The organism is Nocardioides sp. GCM10028917 (assembly GCF_042666175.1).
Classification (GTDB): domain Bacteria; phylum Actinomycetota; class Actinomycetes; order Propionibacteriales; family Nocardioidaceae; genus Nocardioides.
In genome coordinates this window covers 458,755-478,140 of record NZ_JBHTFL010000008.1, presented here as the reverse complement: position 1 = coordinate 478,140, position 19,386 = coordinate 458,755, and the positions used below count along the sequence as shown (strand labels likewise).

At 72.7% G+C, this 19,386-nt stretch carries 20 protein-coding genes; 9 read left to right on the top strand and 11 right to left on the bottom strand.

Going from position 1 to position 19,386, the window contains the following annotated elements; all coding sequences use genetic code 11:
• Nucleotides 1-79: 79 nt before the first annotated feature.
• Nucleotides 80-1,108, bottom strand: coding sequence for an iron ABC transporter substrate-binding protein (locus tag ACFQW6_RS18820; protein ID WP_378548970.1), 1,029 nt, complete (start codon nt 1,106-1,108; stop codon nt 80-82).
• A 72-nt stretch (nt 1,109-1,180) separates the two neighbouring features.
• Nucleotides 1,181-2,281, bottom strand: a complete 1,101-nt coding sequence (locus ACFQW6_RS18815) for a class I SAM-dependent methyltransferase (protein WP_378548967.1) — start codon at nt 2,279-2,281, stop codon at nt 1,181-1,183.
• Between the two features lie 82 nt (nt 2,282-2,363).
• Between ACFQW6_RS18815 and ACFQW6_RS18810 the strand changes: the two genes are divergently transcribed.
• Complete coding sequence (locus ACFQW6_RS18810) at nt 2,364-3,278, top strand: LysR family transcriptional regulator (RefSeq protein WP_378548964.1); 915 nt, start codon at nt 2,364-2,366, stop codon at nt 3,276-3,278.
• Between the two features lie 29 nt (nt 3,279-3,307).
• Here ACFQW6_RS18810 and ACFQW6_RS18805 read toward each other — a convergent pair whose 3' ends face one another.
• Nucleotides 3,308-4,240, bottom strand: a complete 933-nt coding sequence (locus ACFQW6_RS18805) for an LLM class flavin-dependent oxidoreductase (protein ID WP_378548961.1) — start codon at nt 4,238-4,240, stop codon at nt 3,308-3,310.
• A 71-nt stretch (nt 4,241-4,311) separates the two neighbouring features.
• On the opposite strand from ACFQW6_RS18805, the gene ACFQW6_RS18800 reads away from it, so the two are divergent.
• Entirely contained in the window at nt 4,312-5,511 is a 1,200-nt protein-coding gene (locus ACFQW6_RS18800; protein WP_378548958.1) for an acyl-CoA dehydrogenase family protein, read from the top strand.
• A gap of 7 nt (nt 5,512-5,518) precedes the next feature.
• Here ACFQW6_RS18800 and ACFQW6_RS18795 read toward each other — a convergent pair whose 3' ends face one another.
• Together ACFQW6_RS18795 and ACFQW6_RS18790 are read right to left on the bottom strand one after the other, a co-directional pair.
• Nucleotides 5,519-5,854 carry a YnfA family protein gene (locus tag ACFQW6_RS18795; RefSeq protein ID WP_378548955.1) on the bottom strand — a complete coding sequence of 112 codons (336 nt, stop codon included), beginning with the start codon at nt 5,852-5,854 and terminating at the stop codon, nt 5,519-5,521.
• Between the two features lie 27 nt (nt 5,855-5,881).
• Nucleotides 5,882-7,213, bottom strand: a complete 1,332-nt coding sequence (locus ACFQW6_RS18790) for a DUF222 domain-containing protein (protein WP_378548952.1) — start codon at nt 7,211-7,213, stop codon at nt 5,882-5,884.
• Nucleotides 7,214-7,368: 155 nt separating this feature from the next.
• Between ACFQW6_RS18790 and ACFQW6_RS18785 the strand changes: the two genes are divergently transcribed.
• The 4 genes from ACFQW6_RS18785 (at nt 7,369) to ACFQW6_RS18770 (ending at nt 11,577) form a co-directional block, all read left to right on the top strand.
• On the top strand, nt 7,369-8,709 hold the full coding sequence (locus tag ACFQW6_RS18785) for a sensor histidine kinase (RefSeq protein WP_378548949.1): 1,341 nt from the start codon (nt 7,369-7,371) through the stop codon (nt 8,707-8,709).
• Nucleotides 8,709-9,395 (top strand): response regulator, encoded by a 687-nt coding sequence (locus ACFQW6_RS18780; RefSeq protein ID WP_378548946.1) that lies wholly within the window; start codon nt 8,709-8,711, stop codon nt 9,393-9,395. Before ACFQW6_RS18785 ends, ACFQW6_RS18780 begins: the two co-directional genes overlap by 1 nt.
• A gap of 92 nt (nt 9,396-9,487) precedes the next feature.
• Nucleotides 9,488-10,369 carry an ABC transporter ATP-binding protein gene (locus ACFQW6_RS18775; RefSeq protein ID WP_378548943.1) on the top strand — a complete coding sequence of 294 codons (882 nt, stop codon included), beginning with the start codon at nt 9,488-9,490 and terminating at the stop codon, nt 10,367-10,369.
• Nucleotides 10,366-11,577, top strand: a complete 1,212-nt coding sequence (locus ACFQW6_RS18770) for an ABC transporter permease (protein ID WP_378548940.1) — start codon at nt 10,366-10,368, stop codon at nt 11,575-11,577. The genes ACFQW6_RS18775 and ACFQW6_RS18770 overlap by 4 nt, the downstream gene beginning before the upstream one ends.
• Nucleotides 11,578-11,605: 28 nt before the next feature.
• Here the strand turns inward: ACFQW6_RS18770 and ACFQW6_RS18765 are convergent, their stop codons facing one another.
• Genes ACFQW6_RS18765 through ACFQW6_RS18740 form a run of 6 tightly spaced genes read right to left on the bottom strand, consistent with a single transcriptional unit; the run spans nt 11,606 to nt 16,961 of the window.
• On the bottom strand, nt 11,606-12,064 hold the full coding sequence (locus tag ACFQW6_RS18765; RefSeq protein ID WP_378548937.1) for a VTT domain-containing protein: 459 nt from the start codon (nt 12,062-12,064) through the stop codon (nt 11,606-11,608).
• A complete protein-coding gene (locus ACFQW6_RS18760; protein WP_378548934.1) occupies nt 12,064-12,702 on the bottom strand; it encodes a CDP-alcohol phosphatidyltransferase family protein in 639 nt (212 codons plus the stop codon). Before ACFQW6_RS18760 ends, ACFQW6_RS18765 begins: the two co-directional genes overlap by 1 nt.
• An 18-nt stretch (nt 12,703-12,720) precedes the next feature.
• Entirely contained in the window at nt 12,721-13,353 is a 633-nt protein-coding gene (locus ACFQW6_RS18755; protein ID WP_378548931.1) for a Maf family protein, read from the bottom strand.
• Nucleotides 13,350-15,038 carry a DUF885 domain-containing protein gene (locus ACFQW6_RS18750; RefSeq protein WP_378548928.1) on the bottom strand — a complete coding sequence of 563 codons (1,689 nt, stop codon included), beginning with the start codon at nt 15,036-15,038 and terminating at the stop codon, nt 13,350-13,352. Before ACFQW6_RS18750 ends, ACFQW6_RS18755 begins: the two co-directional genes overlap by 4 nt.
• Before the next feature lie 58 nt (nt 15,039-15,096).
• Nucleotides 15,097-15,336 carry an acyl-CoA carboxylase epsilon subunit gene (locus ACFQW6_RS18745; RefSeq protein ID WP_378548925.1) on the bottom strand — a complete coding sequence of 80 codons (240 nt, stop codon included), beginning with the start codon at nt 15,334-15,336 and terminating at the stop codon, nt 15,097-15,099.
• Nucleotides 15,333-16,961: an acyl-CoA carboxylase subunit beta gene (locus tag ACFQW6_RS18740; protein ID WP_378548922.1), complete on the bottom strand. Its 1,629-nt coding sequence runs from the start codon at nt 16,959-16,961 to the stop codon at nt 15,333-15,335. The genes ACFQW6_RS18745 and ACFQW6_RS18740 overlap by 4 nt, the downstream gene beginning before the upstream one ends.
• A 76-nt stretch (nt 16,962-17,037) precedes the next feature.
• On the opposite strand from ACFQW6_RS18740, the gene ACFQW6_RS18735 reads away from it, so the two are divergent.
• The 3 genes from ACFQW6_RS18735 to ACFQW6_RS18725 are packed head-to-tail and all read left to right on the top strand — an operon-like array spanning nt 17,038 to nt 19,380.
• Nucleotides 17,038-17,835, top strand: coding sequence for a biotin--[acetyl-CoA-carboxylase] ligase (locus ACFQW6_RS18735; protein WP_378548919.1), 798 nt, complete (start codon nt 17,038-17,040; stop codon nt 17,833-17,835).
• A gap of 32 nt (nt 17,836-17,867) precedes the next feature.
• The gene (locus ACFQW6_RS18730; protein WP_378548916.1) at nt 17,868-18,371 is read left to right on the top strand and encodes a PH domain-containing protein; all 504 of its coding nucleotides are present in this window, start codon (nt 17,868-17,870) and stop codon (nt 18,369-18,371) included.
• On the top strand, nt 18,361-19,380 hold the full coding sequence (locus ACFQW6_RS18725) for an adenylate/guanylate cyclase domain-containing protein (protein WP_378548913.1): 1,020 nt from the start codon (nt 18,361-18,363) through the stop codon (nt 19,378-19,380). Before ACFQW6_RS18730 ends, ACFQW6_RS18725 begins: the two co-directional genes overlap by 11 nt.
• Nucleotides 19,381-19,386 lie beyond the last annotated feature (6 nt).

The following is a 19,386-nucleotide window of genomic DNA, read 5'->3' as shown; positions in this document are numbered from 1 at the left end:
AGCGCGAGGAGCGCGACCGCCGCCCCCGCGACGAGCAGCGGCCGCGGTGGACGACGCCCTGTGCGGGCGGCGTACGTGGTCAGAGGAGGCCTGCCGCGGTCATCAGCTCGGTCACCTGCGGACCGTTGAGGCTCGCCACGTCGACCGTGGGCGGCTCGAGCTCGTCGAACGGCTTGACCGCGGGGTCGAGGCTCGCGTCGGGGTTGAGCGGGTACTCCAGGGCGTACGACTCCGCCATCGCCTGCTGCGCGTCGGTGCTGGTCAACCAGGTGACGAACTCCTCGGCGGCGTCCTTGTGCTCGCTGCTGTCGAGGATGCCGGCGCCGGAGATGCTGAGGAACGCGCCGGGGTCCTGGTTGCCGAAGAAGTGCAGCGCCGAGCTGTCGGAGTCGCTGCCGTTCTCCTGGCGGTCGCGGTACCAGTAGTAGTGGTAGGCGATGCCGGCGTCGACCTCGCCGGAGTCCACGGACTGCATCACGACGAGGTTGTTCTGCACCACGACGCCGTTCTCCTCGAGGCCGGCGAGCCAGTCGGCCGTGGCCTCCTCGCCCTCGAGCTCGAGGACCGCGGACACGATCGCCTGGAAGTCGGCGCCGGTCGGGGAGAAGGCGACGCGGCCCTTCCACTCGGGGTCGGCGAAGTCGAGGATCGAGTCGGGCATGTCGGCCTCGGTCATCGTGTCGGTGTTGTACATCGCGACGGTGGAGCGGGCCAGGAAGCCGGTCCACGTGCGGTCCGCGGGGACGTACTCGTCGGGGATCGACGCCGTGGCCGCGTCGGGCAGTTCCGCGAACAGGCCGGCGTTGTCGACGATGCTCATCGCGGGCGAGTTCTCGGTGAGGAACACGTCGGCGGGGGAGTCACCGCCCTCCTCCACGATCTGGTTGGCCATCTCGAGGTCCTTGCCGCTGCGCAGCTCGACGTCGAGGCCGGACTCCTCCTCGAACAGCGGCACGATCTCGTCGAGGAGCTCCTCGTGCTGGGCGTTGTAGACGACGAGGTCGGGCGACCCGAAGACGCCGCACCCGGACAGGGTGGAGGCGGTCAGGAGGGTGGCGGCCAGGGCCACGCTGGCGCGCGTGGTCGTACGGCGGGGGCGAGTCGTCACGAGGGCGTCCTTACTTTGCTTAGGCTCGCCTAACTCTAGACCCGGGCGACGGAGCGCGCGGAATCGCGTCCGTCACACCGCGACGCGCACCTCCATCACCCGGTGGAACGGCGTCTCGGCGGCGCTGCGCGGCGATCCGAACCCGGCCTGCTCGACCACCGCCCGGATCCGCGCCGGCCCGGCCTGCGTGCCGAGCGCCAGCCCGACCGGCTGCGAGAGCGAGGCCGGGGTGCAGAGCAGGGTCGAGAAACCGTAGTACGCGCGGCCCACCGGCGTGAGGTTGTCCTCGAGGCGGTCGCCGGCCATCGGCTCGACGATCATCCAGACGCCGTCGTCGGCGAGCGCCGACCGCACATGACGCGCCGCGCCGACCGGGTCGCCCATGTCGTGGAGCGAGTCGAACGTCGCCACCAGGTCGAACCCCGTGCCGCTGAACGCGGACGCGTCGGCGACCTCGAAGCGGATCCGGTCCGCGACGCCGGCCTCCTCGGCCTTCCGGCGCGCGACGTCGATCGACGGGGCGTGCGGGTCGGAGCCGACGAACCGGGACGCGGGGAACGCGGTGGCCATCAGGATGGTCGACGCGCCGTGCCCGCAACCCACGTCGGCGACGGCTGCGCCGGCGCGCAGGCGGTCGACGACCCCCACCGCCGGCAGCCAGGAGTCGACCAGGTGGGCGCGGTAGGACGGCCGGAAGAACCGCTCGCAGCCCTCGTGCACGTCGCTGCTGTGCTCCGGCCAGCCCACCCCGCCCCCGCGACGTACGACCTCGACGAGGTGCTGGCTGTCGGCCACGGTCCCGAGGGCGATCTGGAAGAGCCCCGGGAGGTACGCCGGACTGTCTGCGTCGGTGAGGGCGACGGCGTGCTCCGGCGGGAGGGTGTAGCGACCGGTCGCCGCGTCGTAGTCGACGAATGCCCCGGCGGCCTGGGCGTTGAGCCACTCGCGGGTGTAGGGCAGGGCGGTCCCGGCGGCGTCGGCGAGCGCCTCGGCCGTCATCGGGCCACGCTCGGCGAGCGCCTCGTACCAGCCGAGCTTGTCGCCCAGCACGACGAGCGCCGCGTTGAGCGTCGCGCCGACCTCGTCGACGGCGCGGAGCACGAAGGACATCAGGCGCTGCTCGTCGAGCGGCTCCGCGAGTGGTCGCTGGCCGGGCTGGTCGGTGGTGGTCATGGCTGCCTCCTCGATCGGTGTGGACCCTCACGCTCACTCCGTTGGACCATCAGTGACGAGAGTGATTGCTACAGTCCGATAAGTGAGGCTGATAGCCGCCGGACCGCGCCTGCAGGCCCTGGCCGCCGTCGAGGCGGCGGGGTCGTTCTCCGGCGCGGCGGCGGCGCTCGGCGTCAGCCAGTCGGCGGTGAGCCAGCACGTGGCCGCGCTGGAGCGTCAGGTCGGGGCCGGTCTCGTGGACCGTGCGGCGCGGCCGGTGCAGCTGACCCCCGCCGGTCACGTCCTGGCCGAGCACGCCCGGGCCGTCGTCGCCCGCCTCGATGCCGCCGAGCGCGACCTCCTCGACGTCCTCGGCCGGCAGGAGAGGCGTCTGCGCCTCGGCAGCGTGCCGACCGCCCTCGCGTCGTTCGTGCCCGGAGCGATCGCCCGGCTGCGCGCCGAGCTCCCGGACGTCGTGCTGACGGTGGTCGACGACCACGTGCAGGGCCTGGTCCCGCGACTGCGTGAGCGCGAGCTCGACCTGGCCGTCGTGTTCACCTCGCTGTCCGTACCGGACCAGGTCAGCGACCTCGAGGTGGTCCCGCTCTTCGACGACGCCTACCGGGTGGTGCTCCCCAGCGGGCACCGGCTCGCGAGGGCCGACCGCGACCCGAGCCTGCGCGACCTTCGTGACGAGTCCTGGGTCGGCGGTGCCGGCGGCAGCACGTGGTTCCGCGTGGTCCGCGACGCCTGTCAGGCCCAGGGTTTCTCGCCCCACGTGGGCGTGGTGTCCGACGACCACGTCGCCGTGCAGGCGCTCGTGGCCGCCGGCCTCGGCGTGGCCGTGGTACCCGGGCTCGCGGCATCGGTGCGGATCCGTGGCGTGACGGCGCGCGACCTGCGAGGACCGGGGCCGGTGCGGCAGCTGGCGGTCGCCATGCCCGCGAGCGACTACCGCACCCACGCGACGACCCGGATGACGGAGCTGCTCCGGCGCGCCACACGGGCGCGCCGCTGACGGCGCTGGGTCCCGGCGGGGCGCTCGGCTCAGGCGCGTACCCGCGGAAGCACGTCGTCGACCAGCCGCGCGAGCTGGGCGACCTCGTCGCCGAGCGGCCAGACGTGTATCCGCGAGCAGCCCGCGGCGGCGTACCGCCCCAGAAGGTCGGCGCAGTGCTCCGGGGTCCCGACGCACACCCGGTCGCGGAGCTCGGTCGGGTCGCGCCTGACGAGCGGCGCCAGCACGTCGACGAGCACGCGCTCGGCGTCCACCGGGTCGTCGGTGACCCACGTCCACATCGTCGCGACCGCGGCGGGGAGGTCCGGGAGGTCCGGGAGGTCGGGGCGGTCGAGCCGGGCGCGCTCGCGCGCGAGCCGACGGCGTCCCTCGGCGAACGCCTCCGGCGAGGTGTTGTACGCCGACGCGAGCCAGCCGTCGCCCCACCGGGCGACGCGCCGCAGCCCGGCCGGCGACCCCCAGCTGGCGACCCAGACCGGTACCGGCGCGGGTGGTTCGACCAGCCTGGAACCGTCCAGCATCTCGACCCACCTGGCCGGCAGCGGGTCGGCGCCCACCAGTCCGCGCAGGACGAGCAGCGACTCCTCGAACTGCTGCCAGCGGTCGTCGAACGGCACCCCCGCCAGGGCGTGGTCCGTCGCCGACGAGCCCGGCCCGACGCCGGCGATCACCCGGCCGGGCGCGAGGGTGGCCAGGGTGGTGAGCGCCGCGGCGAGCTGGGCGGGTCCGCGCAGCGAGGGCAGCGCGACCGTCGTGGCGAGGTCCATCCCGCCGGCCCGGTCGGCGACGGCGGCGAGGAGGGTCGGCCCGTCGAGCCACGGACGGTGGAAGGTGAGGTGGTCGTTGGCGCAGACCCCCGCCAGCCCGAGGTCGCGGGCGGCATCGACCACCTCCCGCACGCGGCCGACGTCGGGACGGTCGCCGCTCGTCGCGACCTGCGGCAGGTGCGCTGCCACCTCCATCCCGCGAGCGTCCCACAGGAAGCGGTCGTGGGGGTTAGCGATCGCTAACCTCCGGCGCTAGGGTGCGAGGCATGACCTTCGAGCTGTCCCCCGAGCACGAGCAGTTCCGCCGCAGCGTCCGCGACTTCGCCGAGGCCGAGATCGCGCCGCATGCCGCGCAGTGGGACCGCGACCACCACTTCCCGACCGACGTGGTCCAGAAGATGGGCGCGCTCGGCCTGATGGGGCTGACGGCTCCGGAGGAGTTCGGCGGCGCGGGCATGGCCGGCGAGGATGGCGGCTTCACCTCGCTGTGCCTGGCGATCGAGGAGGTCGGCCGCGTCGACCAGTCGATGGGCATCACGCTCGAGGCCGCGGTCGGGCTGGGGATCAACCCGATCCTCACCTACGGCACCGAGGAGCAGAAGAAGACGTGGCTGCCCGAGCTCGTCGCCGGCGACAAGATCGCGGGCTTCGGCCTCACCGAGCCCGGCGCGGGCTCCGACGCGGGAGCGACGAAGACCAAGGCGGTTCTCGACGACGGCGAGTGGGTCGTCAACGGTTCGAAGCAGTTCATCACCAACTCCGGCTCGGACATCACCTCGCTCGTCACGGTCACCGCTCGCACCGGTGAGCGGGCCGACGGGCGTCCGGAGATCTCGACGATCATCGTCCCGTCCGACACTCCTGGCTTCACCGCGGAGAAGGCGTACGACAAGCTCGGTTGGCACGCCTCCGACACCCACCCCCTGTCGTTCAGCGACGCGCGGGTGCCGGAGTCGCACCTGCTCGGTGAGCGGGGGCGCGGCTACGCGCAGTTCCTCGCGACGCTGGACGACGGTCGCGTCGCGATCGCCGCCCTCGCGGTCGGGTGCATCCAGGCCTGCCTCGACATGTCGCTGCAGTACGCCGGCGAGCGGCAGACCTTCGGCGGCCCGATCGGACGCAAGCAGGGTCTCGCGTTCCAGGTCTCGGACCTGCAGGTGATGCTCGACGCCTCGCGGCTGCTGACCTACAAGGCGGCGGCGATGAAGGACGCGATGGACGCCGGCTCGTCGTCGGTCAGCACGGCGTCGTTCAAGCAGGCGGCCGCCGTGGCCAAGCTCTACGCCACCGAGTCGGCCGTCACCGCGACGCGCATCGCGACGCAGGTGTTCGGCGGCTACGGCTTCATGGAGGAGTACCCCGTCGTCCGGTTCTACCGCGATGCCAAGGTCCTCGAGATCGGCGAGGGGACGTCCGAGGTCCAGCGGATGCTCATCGCGCGGGGCCTCGGGCTGCCGGTCGAGTAGCGGTTCGTCAGGCGGGTCGCGGCGCGTACATGATCACTGCGACGCCGACCAGGCAGACCAGCGCGCCCGTCACGTCGTACCGGTCGGGCCGGAAGCCGTCCACGACCATCCCCCAGGCCAGCGAGCCGGCGACGAACACGCCGCCGTACGCCGCCAGGATCCGTCCGAAGTGGGCGTCGGGCTGGAACGTGGCGACCAGGCCGTACAGCCCGAGGGCGATGAAGCCGGCGCCGACCCAGATCCAGCCGCGTCCCTCGCGGACGCCCTGCCAGACCAGCCAGGCGCCGCCGATCTCGGCGAGCGCGGCGAGGACGAAGAGGGCGAGCGACGCGACGACGGGCATGGGCGGGAGTCTGGCAGCCGCCCGGCCTCAGCCGGTCAGGACGTACTCGATGTGCAGCGCCGGCAGGACCCTGCGCCGGATCGTCGCGACCGGCGGCGGCCTGGTGGTGAGGCGGTGGCCGGTCGGGAGGGTGGTGGTCACACTGCCGTCCGGCTCGGGTCTCGATCGCCAGCGGTGCGCGGTCTTGGCGTAGTTGCAGGCCTCGCACAGTCCCTGACCGTTGCGGGCCGACGTGGGGCCGCCGTCCTGGCGGGACTCGACGTGGTCGACGTGCCGCACGGGGGCGTCGCACCAGGGGGTCCGGCAGGTGCGGTCGCGGAGGCGGACGAACCGGGCGAGGTTGCCGCGGAAGGTGCGGGTGCGCGCGTCCATGCTGACGAGCTCGCCGGTCGTGGGTGAGGAGTACAGCCGCCGGATGCTCACCTCCTCCTCCGCGGTGACGGCGCCGCACACGATCTCCCGGGCCAGCTCGGCCGGGATCGGGCCGAAGCCGTCGAGGTGGGCCTCGTCGTCGGCGCCGCCGAACAGCGCGGCGTCGGTCATCACGACGCCGAGGGCGACAGGGGTGGCCGGAACGGCCGGGGCGGTGTCGGACGCGGGGACCCCGAGCATCGTGGCGACCAACGCGTCGGCCATCACCTGGCCACGTCCGCGCTCCTCGCCTGCGGCTCGTGCCCGGTCGGCCTCGCGGAGAAGCGTGGAGTAGACAGCGACGCCTTCCTTGACGGGCAGCAGCGCGGTCAGCCAGGTCATCGAGTCGGGCGCCGGGCGCAGCGTCACGCGACGCTCGGACTCGGCGTGGCGTCGGCGGGCCACGCAGGCCGCCGGGTCGAGCCGCTCGGACTCGGTGCGCAGCCGGGCCAGCAGCCGGCGAGGGCTGAGCTGCTCGAGCGCGTCGGGATCGCCGGCGACGATCTCGTCCACGGCCAGGCGGTGGGCGAGGGGCAGGCAGGCTGTCTCCCGCGCGATCACGGTCGAGGTCCACTCGTCGATGCGCCCGTCCCGCCAGGCCGCCCACGTGTGCGGGAGCTCCGTCTGCACGACCCTGGCCAGGCTGAGGTGCCGCCTGCCGCGGTGCGGTGACTCCCGGCGGGCTGCGGCGACCACGTGGCCCACGCCCTTGCCGAGCTCCTCGGGCCTCACCCCGGCGTCGGCCTGCTCCTGCGTGAGCAGCGCGTCCAGGCGAGCCGTCAGCTCGGCCTGCGCAGCGGACACCGTGCGGCCGAGCGTCTCGAGCTCAGCGACGACGTCGACCAGGACGGTGGCGTCGAGCTCGAGCGCCGCAGCGACGACGCCCCGCAGCTCCGAACGCACCGCCGCGACGGCCGCGGGGGCGCTCGGCAGCGGGTTCGTGGTCATGGCACCACCGAAGCAGCGAGCCCGGACAGCCACGGCCACGCGCGGCGTACGCCTGTGGACGGCGATCAGGAACGGCCACCTGTGGACGGTTCGTGGTCCGTCATCTCCGCCTCCCGACGGATCCGCGCGCACCGCACTCCCCCTACGCTCGGCCCATGCCCAGCACGAGCCAGCGCGCCCTGACGTGGTTCGGCGTGGACGACGAGTGGGAGCGGCCCCGGCCGCGGGTCGGGCGGCAGGACGTGGTCCTGGCCGCCGGCGTCGAGGCCGTCAGCCTGCTCGCGCTCGAGCTGGTGCGCAGCGCGGGCGGGCTCGAGCACACCGACGTCCCGATATGGACGCAGTGGCTCGCCGTGTCGACCGGGGCTGCGCTCCTCCTGGGCCGTCGCCGCTGGCCGCTGGTGGTCGCGAGCCTCGCCGCGGTGCACATGTTCGTCGCCGGCGTGTCCATGCCGGAGGTGATGGGGCAGGTGTCGCTCCAGATCGTCTACTTCGTCGCCCTGCTGTCCGGGGTCGCGTACGCCCGCGACCGGCGCGCGATGGTGGTCGTGATCGGCACGATCGTGCTCTTCATGTTCGCGTGGATCACCTGGCAGTTCGCCGTGGGTTCGGCGGCGCAGGACATGATCGACGAGATGGACCAGGCCGAGCGGGTCGGGTTCTTCGCGCCGATCCCGTCCGCAGTGGCGATGACGCTGCTGGTCAACGTCATCTACTTCGGCGGGGCGATCGTCGGTGGCGGGGTGTCGTGGCGAGCGGCCCGGCAACGGATGCGGCTGCAGGAGCAGGCGGCGACCATCACCGCCCAGGCCGGCCGCCTGCGCGAGCAGGCCGTCGTCGACGAGCGGCTGCGCATCGCCCGCGAGCTGCACGACGTGGTCGCCCACGGTGTGTCCGCGATGGGCATCCAGGCAGGCGCCGCCCGGCGGGTACTCGACCGCGACCCCGACGCGGCGCGTACGGCCCTCGCGAACGTCGAGGACGCCTCCCGCGACGCGCTCGCGCAGATGCGGCGACTCCTCGGCACGCTCCGCGAAGGACCCGCCGAGGGCAGTGAGGACGGGACGGACCCGACCAGCGGGACGCGTACGTCCGAGGCGGGTGTGGGTGACCTGCCCGAGCTGGTCGCCCAGGCGAGCCAGGAGGGTCTCACCATCGACCTCGACGTCGTCGAGGACCCGACGTGCGCCGCGAGCCGGCTGCCGCGGGGCATCGGGCTCGCGATCTACCGCACGGTCCAGGAGGCGCTGACCAACGTACGCCGCCACAGCACCGCCGACGCCGTCTCCGTCGTGGTGCGGGTCGACGAGGCCACGTCGTACGCCGAGGTCGAGGTCGTCGACAACGGCCGGCCGCGGCACGGCACGTCCGGCAGCGGCCTCGGCCAGCTCGGCATCCGCGAGCGGGCGGCCACCCATGACGGGCAGGTCGACATCGGGCCCCGGGTGACGGGCGGCTACCGGGTCCGCGTGCGCTACCCCCTCGGAGCCTCGTGATGGAGCGCCCACTGACGGTCCTGCTCGTCGACGACCACGCCATGGTGCGGTCGGGCTTCGCGATGGTCCTGTCGGTCGAGGACGACATCGAGGTCGTGGGCGAGGCAGCCGACGGCCTCGAGGCGATCGAACGGGCCCGCGCGACCCGCCCCGACGTCGTGCTGATGGACGTCCAGATGCCGCGGATGGACGGCATCGAAGCCACCCGGCACCTCGTCGCCGACGACCTCGGGCGCGTCGTCATCGTGACGACCTTCGACCGCGACGACTACCTCTTCGACGCCCTCCAGGCGGGCGCGAGCGGCTTCCTGCTGAAGAACGCCGGTCCGGAGCAGCTCCTCGACGCCGTACGCGCCGCAGGCCGCGGGCACGCGCTGCTCGCGCCGGAGGTGACGCGCCGCGTCATCGGCAAGATGGCCGGGGGAGCAGGCAAGGGGGCGGGACCGGTGGCGACCGAGCGGGCCGAGCCGAAGGAGCTGGCGCTGCTCACGGCCCGCGAGCGGGAGGTGCTCGTGCTGCTCGGCCGGGGACTGTCGAACGGCGAGATCGCCGGCACGCTCGTGCTCGGCGAGGCGACGGTCAAGACGCACGTGTCCAACGTGCTGGCCAAGCTGCACCTGCGCGACCGCGTGCAGGCTGTCATCTACGCCTACGAGGCCGGCCTCATCCTCCCGACGGAGGAGTGACCAGGAGGGTCGCGCCTCACCCCGCAGCTCCACCCCGCAGCTCCGTCCCGCGGGGGATCCCGGCCGGAGTGCGCGTCACTAGCGTCGTCGTCATGCTGGAGATCAGGGAGCTGACCAGACGGTTCGGTGAGAACACCGCCGTGGACCACGTGTCGTTCGAGGTGCCGGCCGGGTTGATGACCGGCTTCGTCGGCGGCAACGGCGCGGGCAAGACCACGACCATGCGGATGGTCATGGGGGTGCTCGGCATCGACGAGGGGGAGGTGCTGTGGCAGGGCCGGCCGATCACCCGGCTGGACCGCCGCCGCATCGGCTACATGCCCGAGGAGCGGGGCCTCTACCCCAAGCAGCCGATCCTCGACCAGCTCGTCTACATCGCCCAGCTCAAGGGCATGGACCGGGTGGCAGCACGTACCCAGGTGACCGAGCTGCTGGAGCGGTTCGGGCTGGGGGAGCGGACGAAGGACCACCTGGAGAAGCTGTCGCTGGGCAACCAGCAGCGGGTGCAGATCATCGCCTCGGTGCTGCCCCGCCCGGCGGCGCTCGTGCTCGACGAGCCCTTCTCGGGCCTCGACCCGAGGGCCGTCGACTCGATGGTCGACCTGCTGCGCGAGTACACCCGCGACGGCGTGCCGGTCCTCTTCTCCAGCCACCAGCTCGACCTCGTCGAGCGCCTGTGCGACCGACTGGTCGTGCTGTCCCAAGGACGCCGGGTCGCCGCCGGGACGGTTGCGGAGCTGCGCGACGCGGGGGTGCCGCGCTTCCGCCTCGTCCTCGGCGGCGACGCCGGTTGGGTCCGTGACCTGCGCGGGCTGGAGGTCCTCGACCTCGAGGGGGGGAGCGCCCTCGTCGAGGTACGCCAGGACGGCGCCGAGCAGCACCTCGTCGCCGAGGCCACCAGGCGCGGCGACGTCCACGAGTTCGTCCGGGTCCGCCCGGCCCTCAGCGAGATCTACCGGGAGGCCACCGCATGAGCACCGACACCTCGAGCCCCGACAACCGGGACAGCGACCGGCGCGACGAGCCCGCGTGGCTGCTCGTGACCCGTCGCGAGGTCGTCTCGCGGATCACCGACAAGTCCTTCCTCCTCGGCACGGCGTTCATGGTGGTGCTGATCGCGGGGTTCATCGGGTTCAGTGCCTGGCAGGAGGAGCGCACCGACGTGGTGACCCTGGCCGCCACGCCCGACGCGGCCGCGATGGCCACGGCGGTCGCCGACGCCGCGCCGGAGGTGGACGAGAACGTCGAGGTCACGGTCGTCGAGGTCGACGACCGGGCCGCCGCCGAGTCGGCGCTGCGCGAGGACGAGGCCGACGCCTGGCTGCACCCCACCGACGACGGCTGGCAGCTGACCTCGGAGTCGAGCGAGCAGGACTCTCTCACCAACGTCGTGGAGGTGGTCGTGCAGCAGCAGGTGCTGGCCGACAACGCCGCGGAGGTCGGTACGACGGTCGAGTCGCTCCAGGCCGGCAGCACGGTGACCACCGCCTTCCTGCGCGGCGACGCCGAGAAGGCGGGCGTGGCCGAGGCCGTCGGCTTCGTGTTCGTCTTCCTGTTCTACTTCGCGGCCCTCGTCTTCGGCATGCAGCTGGCGTCGTCGGTCATCGAGGAGAAGCAGAGCCGCATCGTCGAGATCATCGCCGCCGCCATCCCGGTGCGGCACCTCCTGGCCGGCAAGGTGCTCGGCAACACGGCCCTGGCGGTGATCCAGCTGATGGTCTACCTGGTGGTCGGCCTCGTGGGGCTGTCGTTCACGTCCTACAAGTCCTACGTCCCGGCGCTGTCGGGTCCGACGGCATGGTTCATCGGCTTCTTCCTCGCGGGCTTCATCGCCCTGGCCTGCCTGTGGGCGGTCGCCGGTTCGCTCGCCTCGCGGACCGAGGACCTCCAGGCCACGTCGACGCCGCTGACGATGCTGATGCTCGTGATGTTCTTCGGTGGCCTGTCCCTCGACGGCCGCGGTCAGGTGATCGCGTCGTTCGTCCCGCCCGTCTCGGCGGTCGTGATGCCCAAGCGCATCCTGGCCGGCGGCGTGGAGTGGTGGGAGCCGCTGCTGGCCCTGGGACTGCTGGCCGCGTTCGCGGCGGTCACCGTGTGGGTGGGGGAGCGCCTCTACCGCCGGGCGCTGCTGCAGACCGGCGGCCGGGTCAGCCTCCGTCAGGCGTGGTCCGCGGCCGAGTGACCCGCAGGCAGGTGGGTCGGCGGGGACCTCAGAACAGGTGCACCAGTGACGAGGTCCCCGTCACCACCGCCCAGAACCGCAGGCCGCGTCCGGCCAGGCCGGTCACCATGAAGATCCAGAACGGCACCCGCAGCGTCCCGGCGAGCACGGCCGTGATGGCGTACGGCGGGAAGCCGGTGCTGGCGGAGATGAAGAGCAGGCCGGCGGTGAACCACGGCCGGCCCTCGGCGCGCTCGTGCCACTTGTCCAGCGACGCTCGCGCCTTGGGCTTCTCGAGCTGGCGATGGACCCACGGGGCGCGCTCGAGGTGCATGCCGCCCCAGTACCAGAGGATCTTGCCGAGCATCTGCCCGATCGTGGCCGCGACGAGGAGCCCCCAGATCTGACCGGGGGCCCGGCTGACCGAGACGACGAGGATGGCCTCGATGTTGATGAGCGGCAGCAGCGCGGAGGCGATCGAGGCGCCCATGACGCTCCAGAACAGCATCAGCCCGCGGCGCCCGGTACCGGCAGGCCGAGCTGCGCGAGGCGGCGCAGCGACACGCACTTCAGGACCAGCAGCGCGGTGGCGATCACCAGCCCCACCCACATCCAGCCGGTGACGAGCAGCAGCACGGCGAAGAGCGCGCTGTTGACCGCCTTGGCGGGCTTGGACCAGTTCCACAGCCAGATGGTGCGGTCGACGACGAAGAAGTAGTTGGGGCTGCGGATCGGCCAGGCGAGGAACGCGATCGACAGGAAGCAGTCGATCACCATGAACTCGGCGAGGTAGACGAAGATCGCCGGCGACAGGTCGGGCTGCAGCCACGCGAGGCCGATGTAGAACGCCGCGGCGTTGAACCGGTCGCACATGATGTCCAGGACGGCCCCGATGCGGGTCTCGCAGTCCCTCACGCGGGCGTAGAAGCCGTCGAGCATGTCGCCGACCCAGTAGACGGCGAGGGCGACGACCAGCAGCGTCAGGCTCTGCTGGTGGGCGGCCATGGCCGCCAGCACGACCGAGGCGACGGTGCGTACGGCGGTGATGACCGTCGCGCCGGTGAGCAGGCGTTCCTCGCGCACGCCGTAGCGGTCGCCGGGATCGGCCTCCGGCCCTCCCGCCGTGCCCTGCACCCCGCTCCCCACGCCCGGGATGTTAGCGGGTCACGTCCACAGGTCGGGCCACGCGTGGCCGAGCTCGAGGACCAGCTCGCGCAGCAGCGGCAGGCTCACGCCCACCACGTTGTGGTGGTCACCCTCGATGCCGCGCACGAACGCGCCCCCGAAGCCGTCGATCGTGAAGGCGCCGGCGACGTGCAGCGGCTCGCCGGTCGCGACGTAGGCCTCGACCTCGTCGTCGCTCACGTCGGCGAAGTGCACGAGGGTCGAACCGGTCGCCGCGGCCACGCGCCCCGAGGCCACCTCACGCAGGCTGTGCCCGCTGTGCAGCACGGCGCTGCGCCCGCGCATGGCGCGCCACCGCTCGCGCGCCTCGGCGGCGTCGCGCGGCTTGCCGAGCGCCTCGCCGTGCCCGTCGGCGCCGGGCGGGACCTGGAGCTCGAGCACCGAGTCGCAGCCCAGGACGAGCGCGTCGGGAGGTACGTCGTCGCGCGCGGCGACGGCGGCGCACTTGAGCTCGGCGAGCTGCAGCGCGAGCTCGGCCGGCGGCAACCCGTCGACCTGTGCCTCGTCGACCCCGCTCACGATGACCACCGGCTCGATCCCGGCCGCCCGGAGCGTGGCCAGGCGCGCGGGGGAGGCCGAGGCCAGGACCAGCGGCACCCGCGCGGTCGTCACAGGCGCTCCAGCGCCGTGCGCAGCGGGTCGAGCCCGAGCGAGCCCAGGTCGAGGGCCGCGCGGTGGAAGGCCCTGAGGTCGAAGTCGGCGCCGTGTCGCTGTCGGACCGCGGCGCGCGCCTCGAGCCAGATGCGCTCGCCGACCTTGTAGGACGGCGCCTGGCCGGGGAGGCCGAGGTAGCGCTTGACTTCGAACTGGATGACCTCGTCGTCCATGCGGCAGTGCAGCCGCATGAACTCCAGCCCCAGCTCCGGGGTCCACGTCTCGCCGGGGTGGAACGCGGTCCCGCCCGGTCCGAGCCGGTTGTCCTCGGGGATGGTGAGCTCGAGGTGCATGCCGATGTCAACGATCACCCGCGCGGCGCGAAGGGACTGGCCGTCCAGCATCCCGAGGAGGTCGGCGGGGTCGTCGAGGAAGCCAAGCTCCTCCATCAGCCGCTCGGCGTACAGAGCCCACCCCTCGCCGTGCCCGCTGCACCAGCACATCAGCCGCTGCCAGCGGTTGAGCGTGTCGCTGCGGTAGGCCGTCTGGGCGACCTGGAGGTGGTGTCCGGGCACGCCCTCGTGGAACACGGTGGTGACCTCACGCCAGGGGTGGAAGTCGTCGATGCCGTCGGGCACCGACCACCACATGCGTCCCGGTCGCTCGAAGTCCTCCGACGGTCCGGTGTAGTAGATGCCGCCGTCGTTGGTCGGGGCGAGCATGCACTCGATGCGCCGGATCGGCGCCGGGATGTCGAAGTGCACGTCGGCCATCGCGGTGACGGTGCGGTCGGCGAGGTCCTGCATCCACGCGCGGAACGCCTCGCGGCCGTGGACCACGCGGGTCGGATCGGCGTCGAGGTGGGCCACCGCGGCGTCGACGCCGGCGCCGGGGAGGATCCGCTCGGCGGTGGCGTCCATCAGGTCGGACAGCCGCTGCAGCTCGGCCCAGCCCCAGGCGTAGGTCTCGTCGAGGTCGACCTCCGCGCCGAGGAAGTAGCGGCTCGCGAGCGCGTAGACCTCGCGTCCGACCCCCTCGCGCTCCGCGCCCTGCGGCTCGAGCTCGTCGGTGAGGAAGAGCCCGAACGCCGCGGTGGCGGCGCTCGCGGCACCGGCCAGGGCGCGCAGCTCGGCGCGGTCGCCGCCCTGCAGGCGCCCGACGAGGCCGAGGTAGAAGTCGCCGGCCTCGCCGGACTGCCCGGTCCAGCGGCGCACCTGCTCGGCCACCTCGGCGTACTGCCGCGCCGCGACGACGTTGCCCTTCCGCGCCTCGTCGGAGAGCGTCACGCGCAGGCCCTCGAGGGCGGCGGGTACGCCGGAGAGGCGGGACGCGATGGCCGCGACGGCCTCCTCGCCCTCGGTCGGCATCAGGTCGAAGACACCGCGGATCTCGTGCAGGGGGCTCCACAGCACCGACATGCGCGAGCGGTTGACGCCCGCCTCCTCCAGCTCGATCTCCAGCCGGGTCCGCTCGAGGAACGCGTCCCGGGCCGCCGCCTCGCGGTCGTCGACGGGTGTCGCGGCGTCGACGGCGACGACCGCGCGCCGGGCCAGCGCCGCGCGGGCGTCGAAGCCGGCGGGGGAGAAGTCGGTCAGCTCGTGCTCGTGCCCGGCCACCCCGATCGAGGTGGCGGTGAGCGGGTCGAGGGCGCAGAAGTCCTCGACGTAGGCGTCGCAGAGGGCGTCGATGGTGCGTGCGGTCACGCGGGCGACCCTAGACCGCGGCTCCGACGTACGACGATCGCCGGGTGCGCGCTCACCGTCAGCGCGGCAGGCCGCTGGCCCGCCACGCGTCGGGGCCGTGGCGGTGGGTGCGTCGTACGCCCCGAGCGGGGTTGCTCCACGCCGGGCGGGGTCGCTTCGGGGCCCCGCCGCCGCCCGACCCGAGCGCGGCGAACACCGCCACCAGGGCGGCGACCTCCTCGGGGGTCGCGTCGGCGTTGACGATCCGGAGGACCGGCGCGGCTGGCTCGTCCCTCGCGGTCTCCTGCTCGTCCGTCACAGCGGGATGTTCCCGTGCTTCTTGGGCGGGAGGGTCTCCCGCTTGGAGCGCAGCAGGCGCAGCGAGCGGACGATCTCGACACGGGTCTCGTGCGGGGCGATGACCGCGTCGACGTAGCCTCGCTCGGCGGCGATGTAGGGGTTGGCGAGCGTGGTCTCGTACTCGTCGATCAGCTCGGCCCGCCTGGCCTCGACGTCGCCGCCCGCGTCGGCGACCTTCTTCAGGGTCTTGCGGTGCACGATGTTGGCGGCGCCCTGGGCGCCCATCACCGCGATCTGCGCGGTCGGCCAGGCGACGTTGATGTCGGCGCCGAGGTGCTTGGAGCCCATGACGTCGTAGGCGCCGCCGTAGGCCTTGCGGGTGATGACCGTGATCAGCGGGACGGTGGCCTCGGCGTAGGCGTAGATCAGCTTGGCGCCGCGGCGGATGATGCCGTCCCACTCCTGGTCGGTGCCGGGCAGGAAGCCGGGCACGTCGACGAAGGTCAGCACGGGGATGTTGAAGGCGTCGCAGAACCGGACGAACCGCGCGGCCTTCTCGGAGGCGTCGATGTCGAGGCAGCCGGCGAGCTGCATCGGCTGGTTGGCCACGATGCCGACCGACTGGCCCTCGACGCGGCCGAAGCCGATGAGGATGTTGGGCGCGAACAGCTCCTGGACCTCGAGGAACTCCTCGTCGTCGAGCACGGCGGTGATCACGTCGTGCATGTCGTAGGGCTGGTTGGCGCCGTCGGGGATCAGGGTGTCGAGCGTCCGGTCGGTGTCGGTGAAGCCGAGGTCGGGGACCTCGTCGAAGGTCGGAGCCGGATCGAGGTTGTTCTGCGGCAGGTAGGACAGCATCGCCTTGACGTACTCGATGGCGTCCTCCTCGTCGGAGGCCATGTAGTGGGCGTTGCCGGACTTCGTGTTGTGGGTCCGGGCGCCGCCGAGGTCCTCCATCGTGACGTCCTCGCCGGTGACGGTCTTGATGACGTCGGGCCCGGTGATGAACATCGCGGAGGTCTGGTCGACCATCACGGTGAAGTCGGTGACGGCGGGGGAGTAGACGTGTCCGCCGGCGCAGTTGCCCATGATCAGGCTGATCTGCGGGATGACGCCCGAGGCGTGCACGTTGCGTCGGAAGATCTCGCCGTAGAGGCCGAGGGAGACCACGCCCTCCTGGATGCGCGCGCCGGCGCCCTCGTTGATGCCGATGATCGGGCAGCCGGTCTTGGTGGCGAGGTCCATCACCTTGGTGATCTTCTCGCCGTAGACCTCGCCCAACGAGCCGCCGAAGACCGAGAAGTCCTGGCTGAACACGCACACCATGCGCCCGTTGACCTCGCCGTACCCGGTGACGACGCCGTCGCCGTACGGGCGGTTCTTCTCCAGCCCGAACGCGGTGGACCGGTGCCGCGCGAGCTCGTCGAGCTCGACGAAGGTGCCCTCGTCGAAGAGCATCTCGATGCGCTCGCGGGCGGTCTTGCGGCCCTTGGCATGCTGCTTCTCGATCGCCTTCGCCGAGCCCGCGTGCACCGCCTCGTCGAGCCGCCGCTCCAGGTCCGCCAGCTTGCCGGCGGTGGTGTGGATGTCGATGTCGGAGTCTGCGGCGGGGACGTCGGTGCCCTCACCCGGCTGTGCACTCACGCGGTGGCCTCCTTGTGGCGGCTGTTGGCTGGCTGGTCGGCTGCGCTGGGATCTGCCTCTGGGGCAATCTAGACCCATGACGCAGAGCCCGGCACCGCGCCCACCCCTCGACCCCGAGCGCCTCGCGGTGCCCGTCGGCTGGCGCGTGGAGGTGCAGGAGGAGACCCCCTCGACCAACGCGGCGGTCGCCGAGCGGGCCCGCGCCGGCGACGAGCCGGGGCTGGTGCTGGTCACCGAGCACCAGACGTCCGGGCGCGGTCGGCTCGACCGGGCCTGGGAGACGCCCGCCCGCTCGTCGCTGACGTTCTCGGTGCTGCTGCGCCCCGACGTGCCGGCGACGTCGTGGCCGTGGCTGCCGCTGCTCACCGGGTACGCCGTCCAGGCCGCGCTGGCCGACCGGCTCCCCGACATCGCCCTGAAGTGGCCCAACGACGTGCTGGTCGACGCCGCCGAGGGCGTCGGTCGCAAGGTCTGCGGGATCCTCGTCGAGCGGGTCGAGACCCCCGAGGGCCCGGTGGCGGTCGTCGGCATCGGCATCAACGTCGACCAGACCCTCGACGAGCTCCCCGTCGCGCTGGCCACGTCGGTCTCGCTCGAGACCGGCGAGCCGGTGGAGCGCACCGGCCTCCTCGGCCAGGTCCTCGGCTCGCTCCACGGCCTCCAGGGCCTGCTCGACGACGTCGAGTCGTTGCGCCGGGCGTACGCCGACGTGTGCGTGACGCTCGGCCGCACCGTCGACGTCCACCTGCCGGCGGGCGACGTGCGCCGCGGCGAGGCGCTCGACATCGACGCGACCGGGGCCCTGGTCGTCGGCACCGACGACGGCACGTTGACGGTCGCCGCGGGCGACGTCGTGCACGTCCGTCCCGCCTAGCAGCCCGGGACACCGGGTGACATGATCGGCGCGTGGCGTTCCCGAGCAAGCTCCTCAACCCCGGTGAGCACGTCGTCGTCTCGACCCGGTCCCACGTCAAGGCGCTGATCGGCCCCGTTCTGGTGGGGGTGCTGCTCGTCGCGGCCGTCGTGGTGCTCAGCCGGCTCACCGACTCGACCCTGGCGGGCGCGGTCGCGGGCGTCGTGGCCGTCCTGGTCCTCCTGTGGTTCGTGGTGCGGCCCGTCGTGGCGTGGCTGACCACGACCTACACCTTCACCAACCGCCGCTTCGTCAAGCGCTCCGGCTTCATCGCCAAGGAGGGTCGCACGATCCCGCTCAACCGGATCAGCGGCGTCGACTTCCAGATCGGCGTCATCGACCGGATCTTCGGCTGCGGCACGCTCGTCGTCTCCGACGCCAGCACCGCCGGCAGCGTCCTGCTCCACGACATCCCCGACGTCGAGCAGGTCCAGCTGCAGGTCTCCGACGAGCTCCACCGCCTCGCGAGTGGTGACCGCCGCGACGATGGCGCCTGACCGAAAGCGCCGCGGCGGCCTCCCCGACACCGGCCCACAGGGGGCGCCGGGGGAGCAGCTCGACCACGCGATCCTGCGCAGCGAGCCGGCCTTCAACGCCCTCGAGGTCGCGGCCGAGACCGGCGTGACGATCGAGCAGACCCGCCGGCTGTGGCGCGCGCTGGGCTTCCCCGAGTTCACCGGCGAGAAGGCCTACACGGCCGCCGACATCAAGGCTGTCTCCACCCTCATGGGCTTCGTCGACTCGGGCGCCGTCGACTTCGACACGGCCGTCAACCTGACGCGCGGCGTCGGCCAGACCATGGCCCGCCTCGCCGACTGGGAGGTCTCCACGCTGGTCAGCCGCGTCGAGGAGATGGAGGCGGGCGAGGAGGCCACCGGCTCGCGCATCGGGTCGGCGCTGCGGCTCATCGACGAGGTGAACCCGCCCTTCGAGCGACTCCTCGTCTACGCCTGGCGCCGCCACCTCGCCGCGGCGGTGGGCCGGATCGAGGCGATGGGAGCGAAGGACGAGGACCTCCACACGATCGACGTCAGCGTCGGGTTCGCCGACCTGGTCTCCTTCACCGCACTGTCCAACACCCTCGACCGCGACGAGATCGGCGACCTCGTCGAGGTCTTCGAGAGCCGCTGCCAGGACGTCGTCGCCCGCTACGGCGGCCGGATCATCAAGAGCCTGGGCGACTCGGTCCTCTTCGTCACCAACACCGCCGAGGAGGCGGTCGGCGTCGCCGAGGGGATCATCAACGTCATCGGGCGCGACCCGAAGATGCCCGACGTCCGCCTCGGCCTCGCCAGCGGGCCGGTCGTCCAGCGGCTCGGTGACATCTTCGGCCCGCCGGTCAACATGGCCGCGCGGCTGACCCAGGTCGCTCGTCGCAACCGGTTGATCGTGGACCAGAACACCGCCGACCTGCTTCCCGACGAGGAGTGGGAGGACCGGCGGCTGCCCGCCCGCCCGGTGCGCGGCTTCGGCCTCGTGGAGCCCGTGGCCGTACGCCGCCGCTGACGCAGC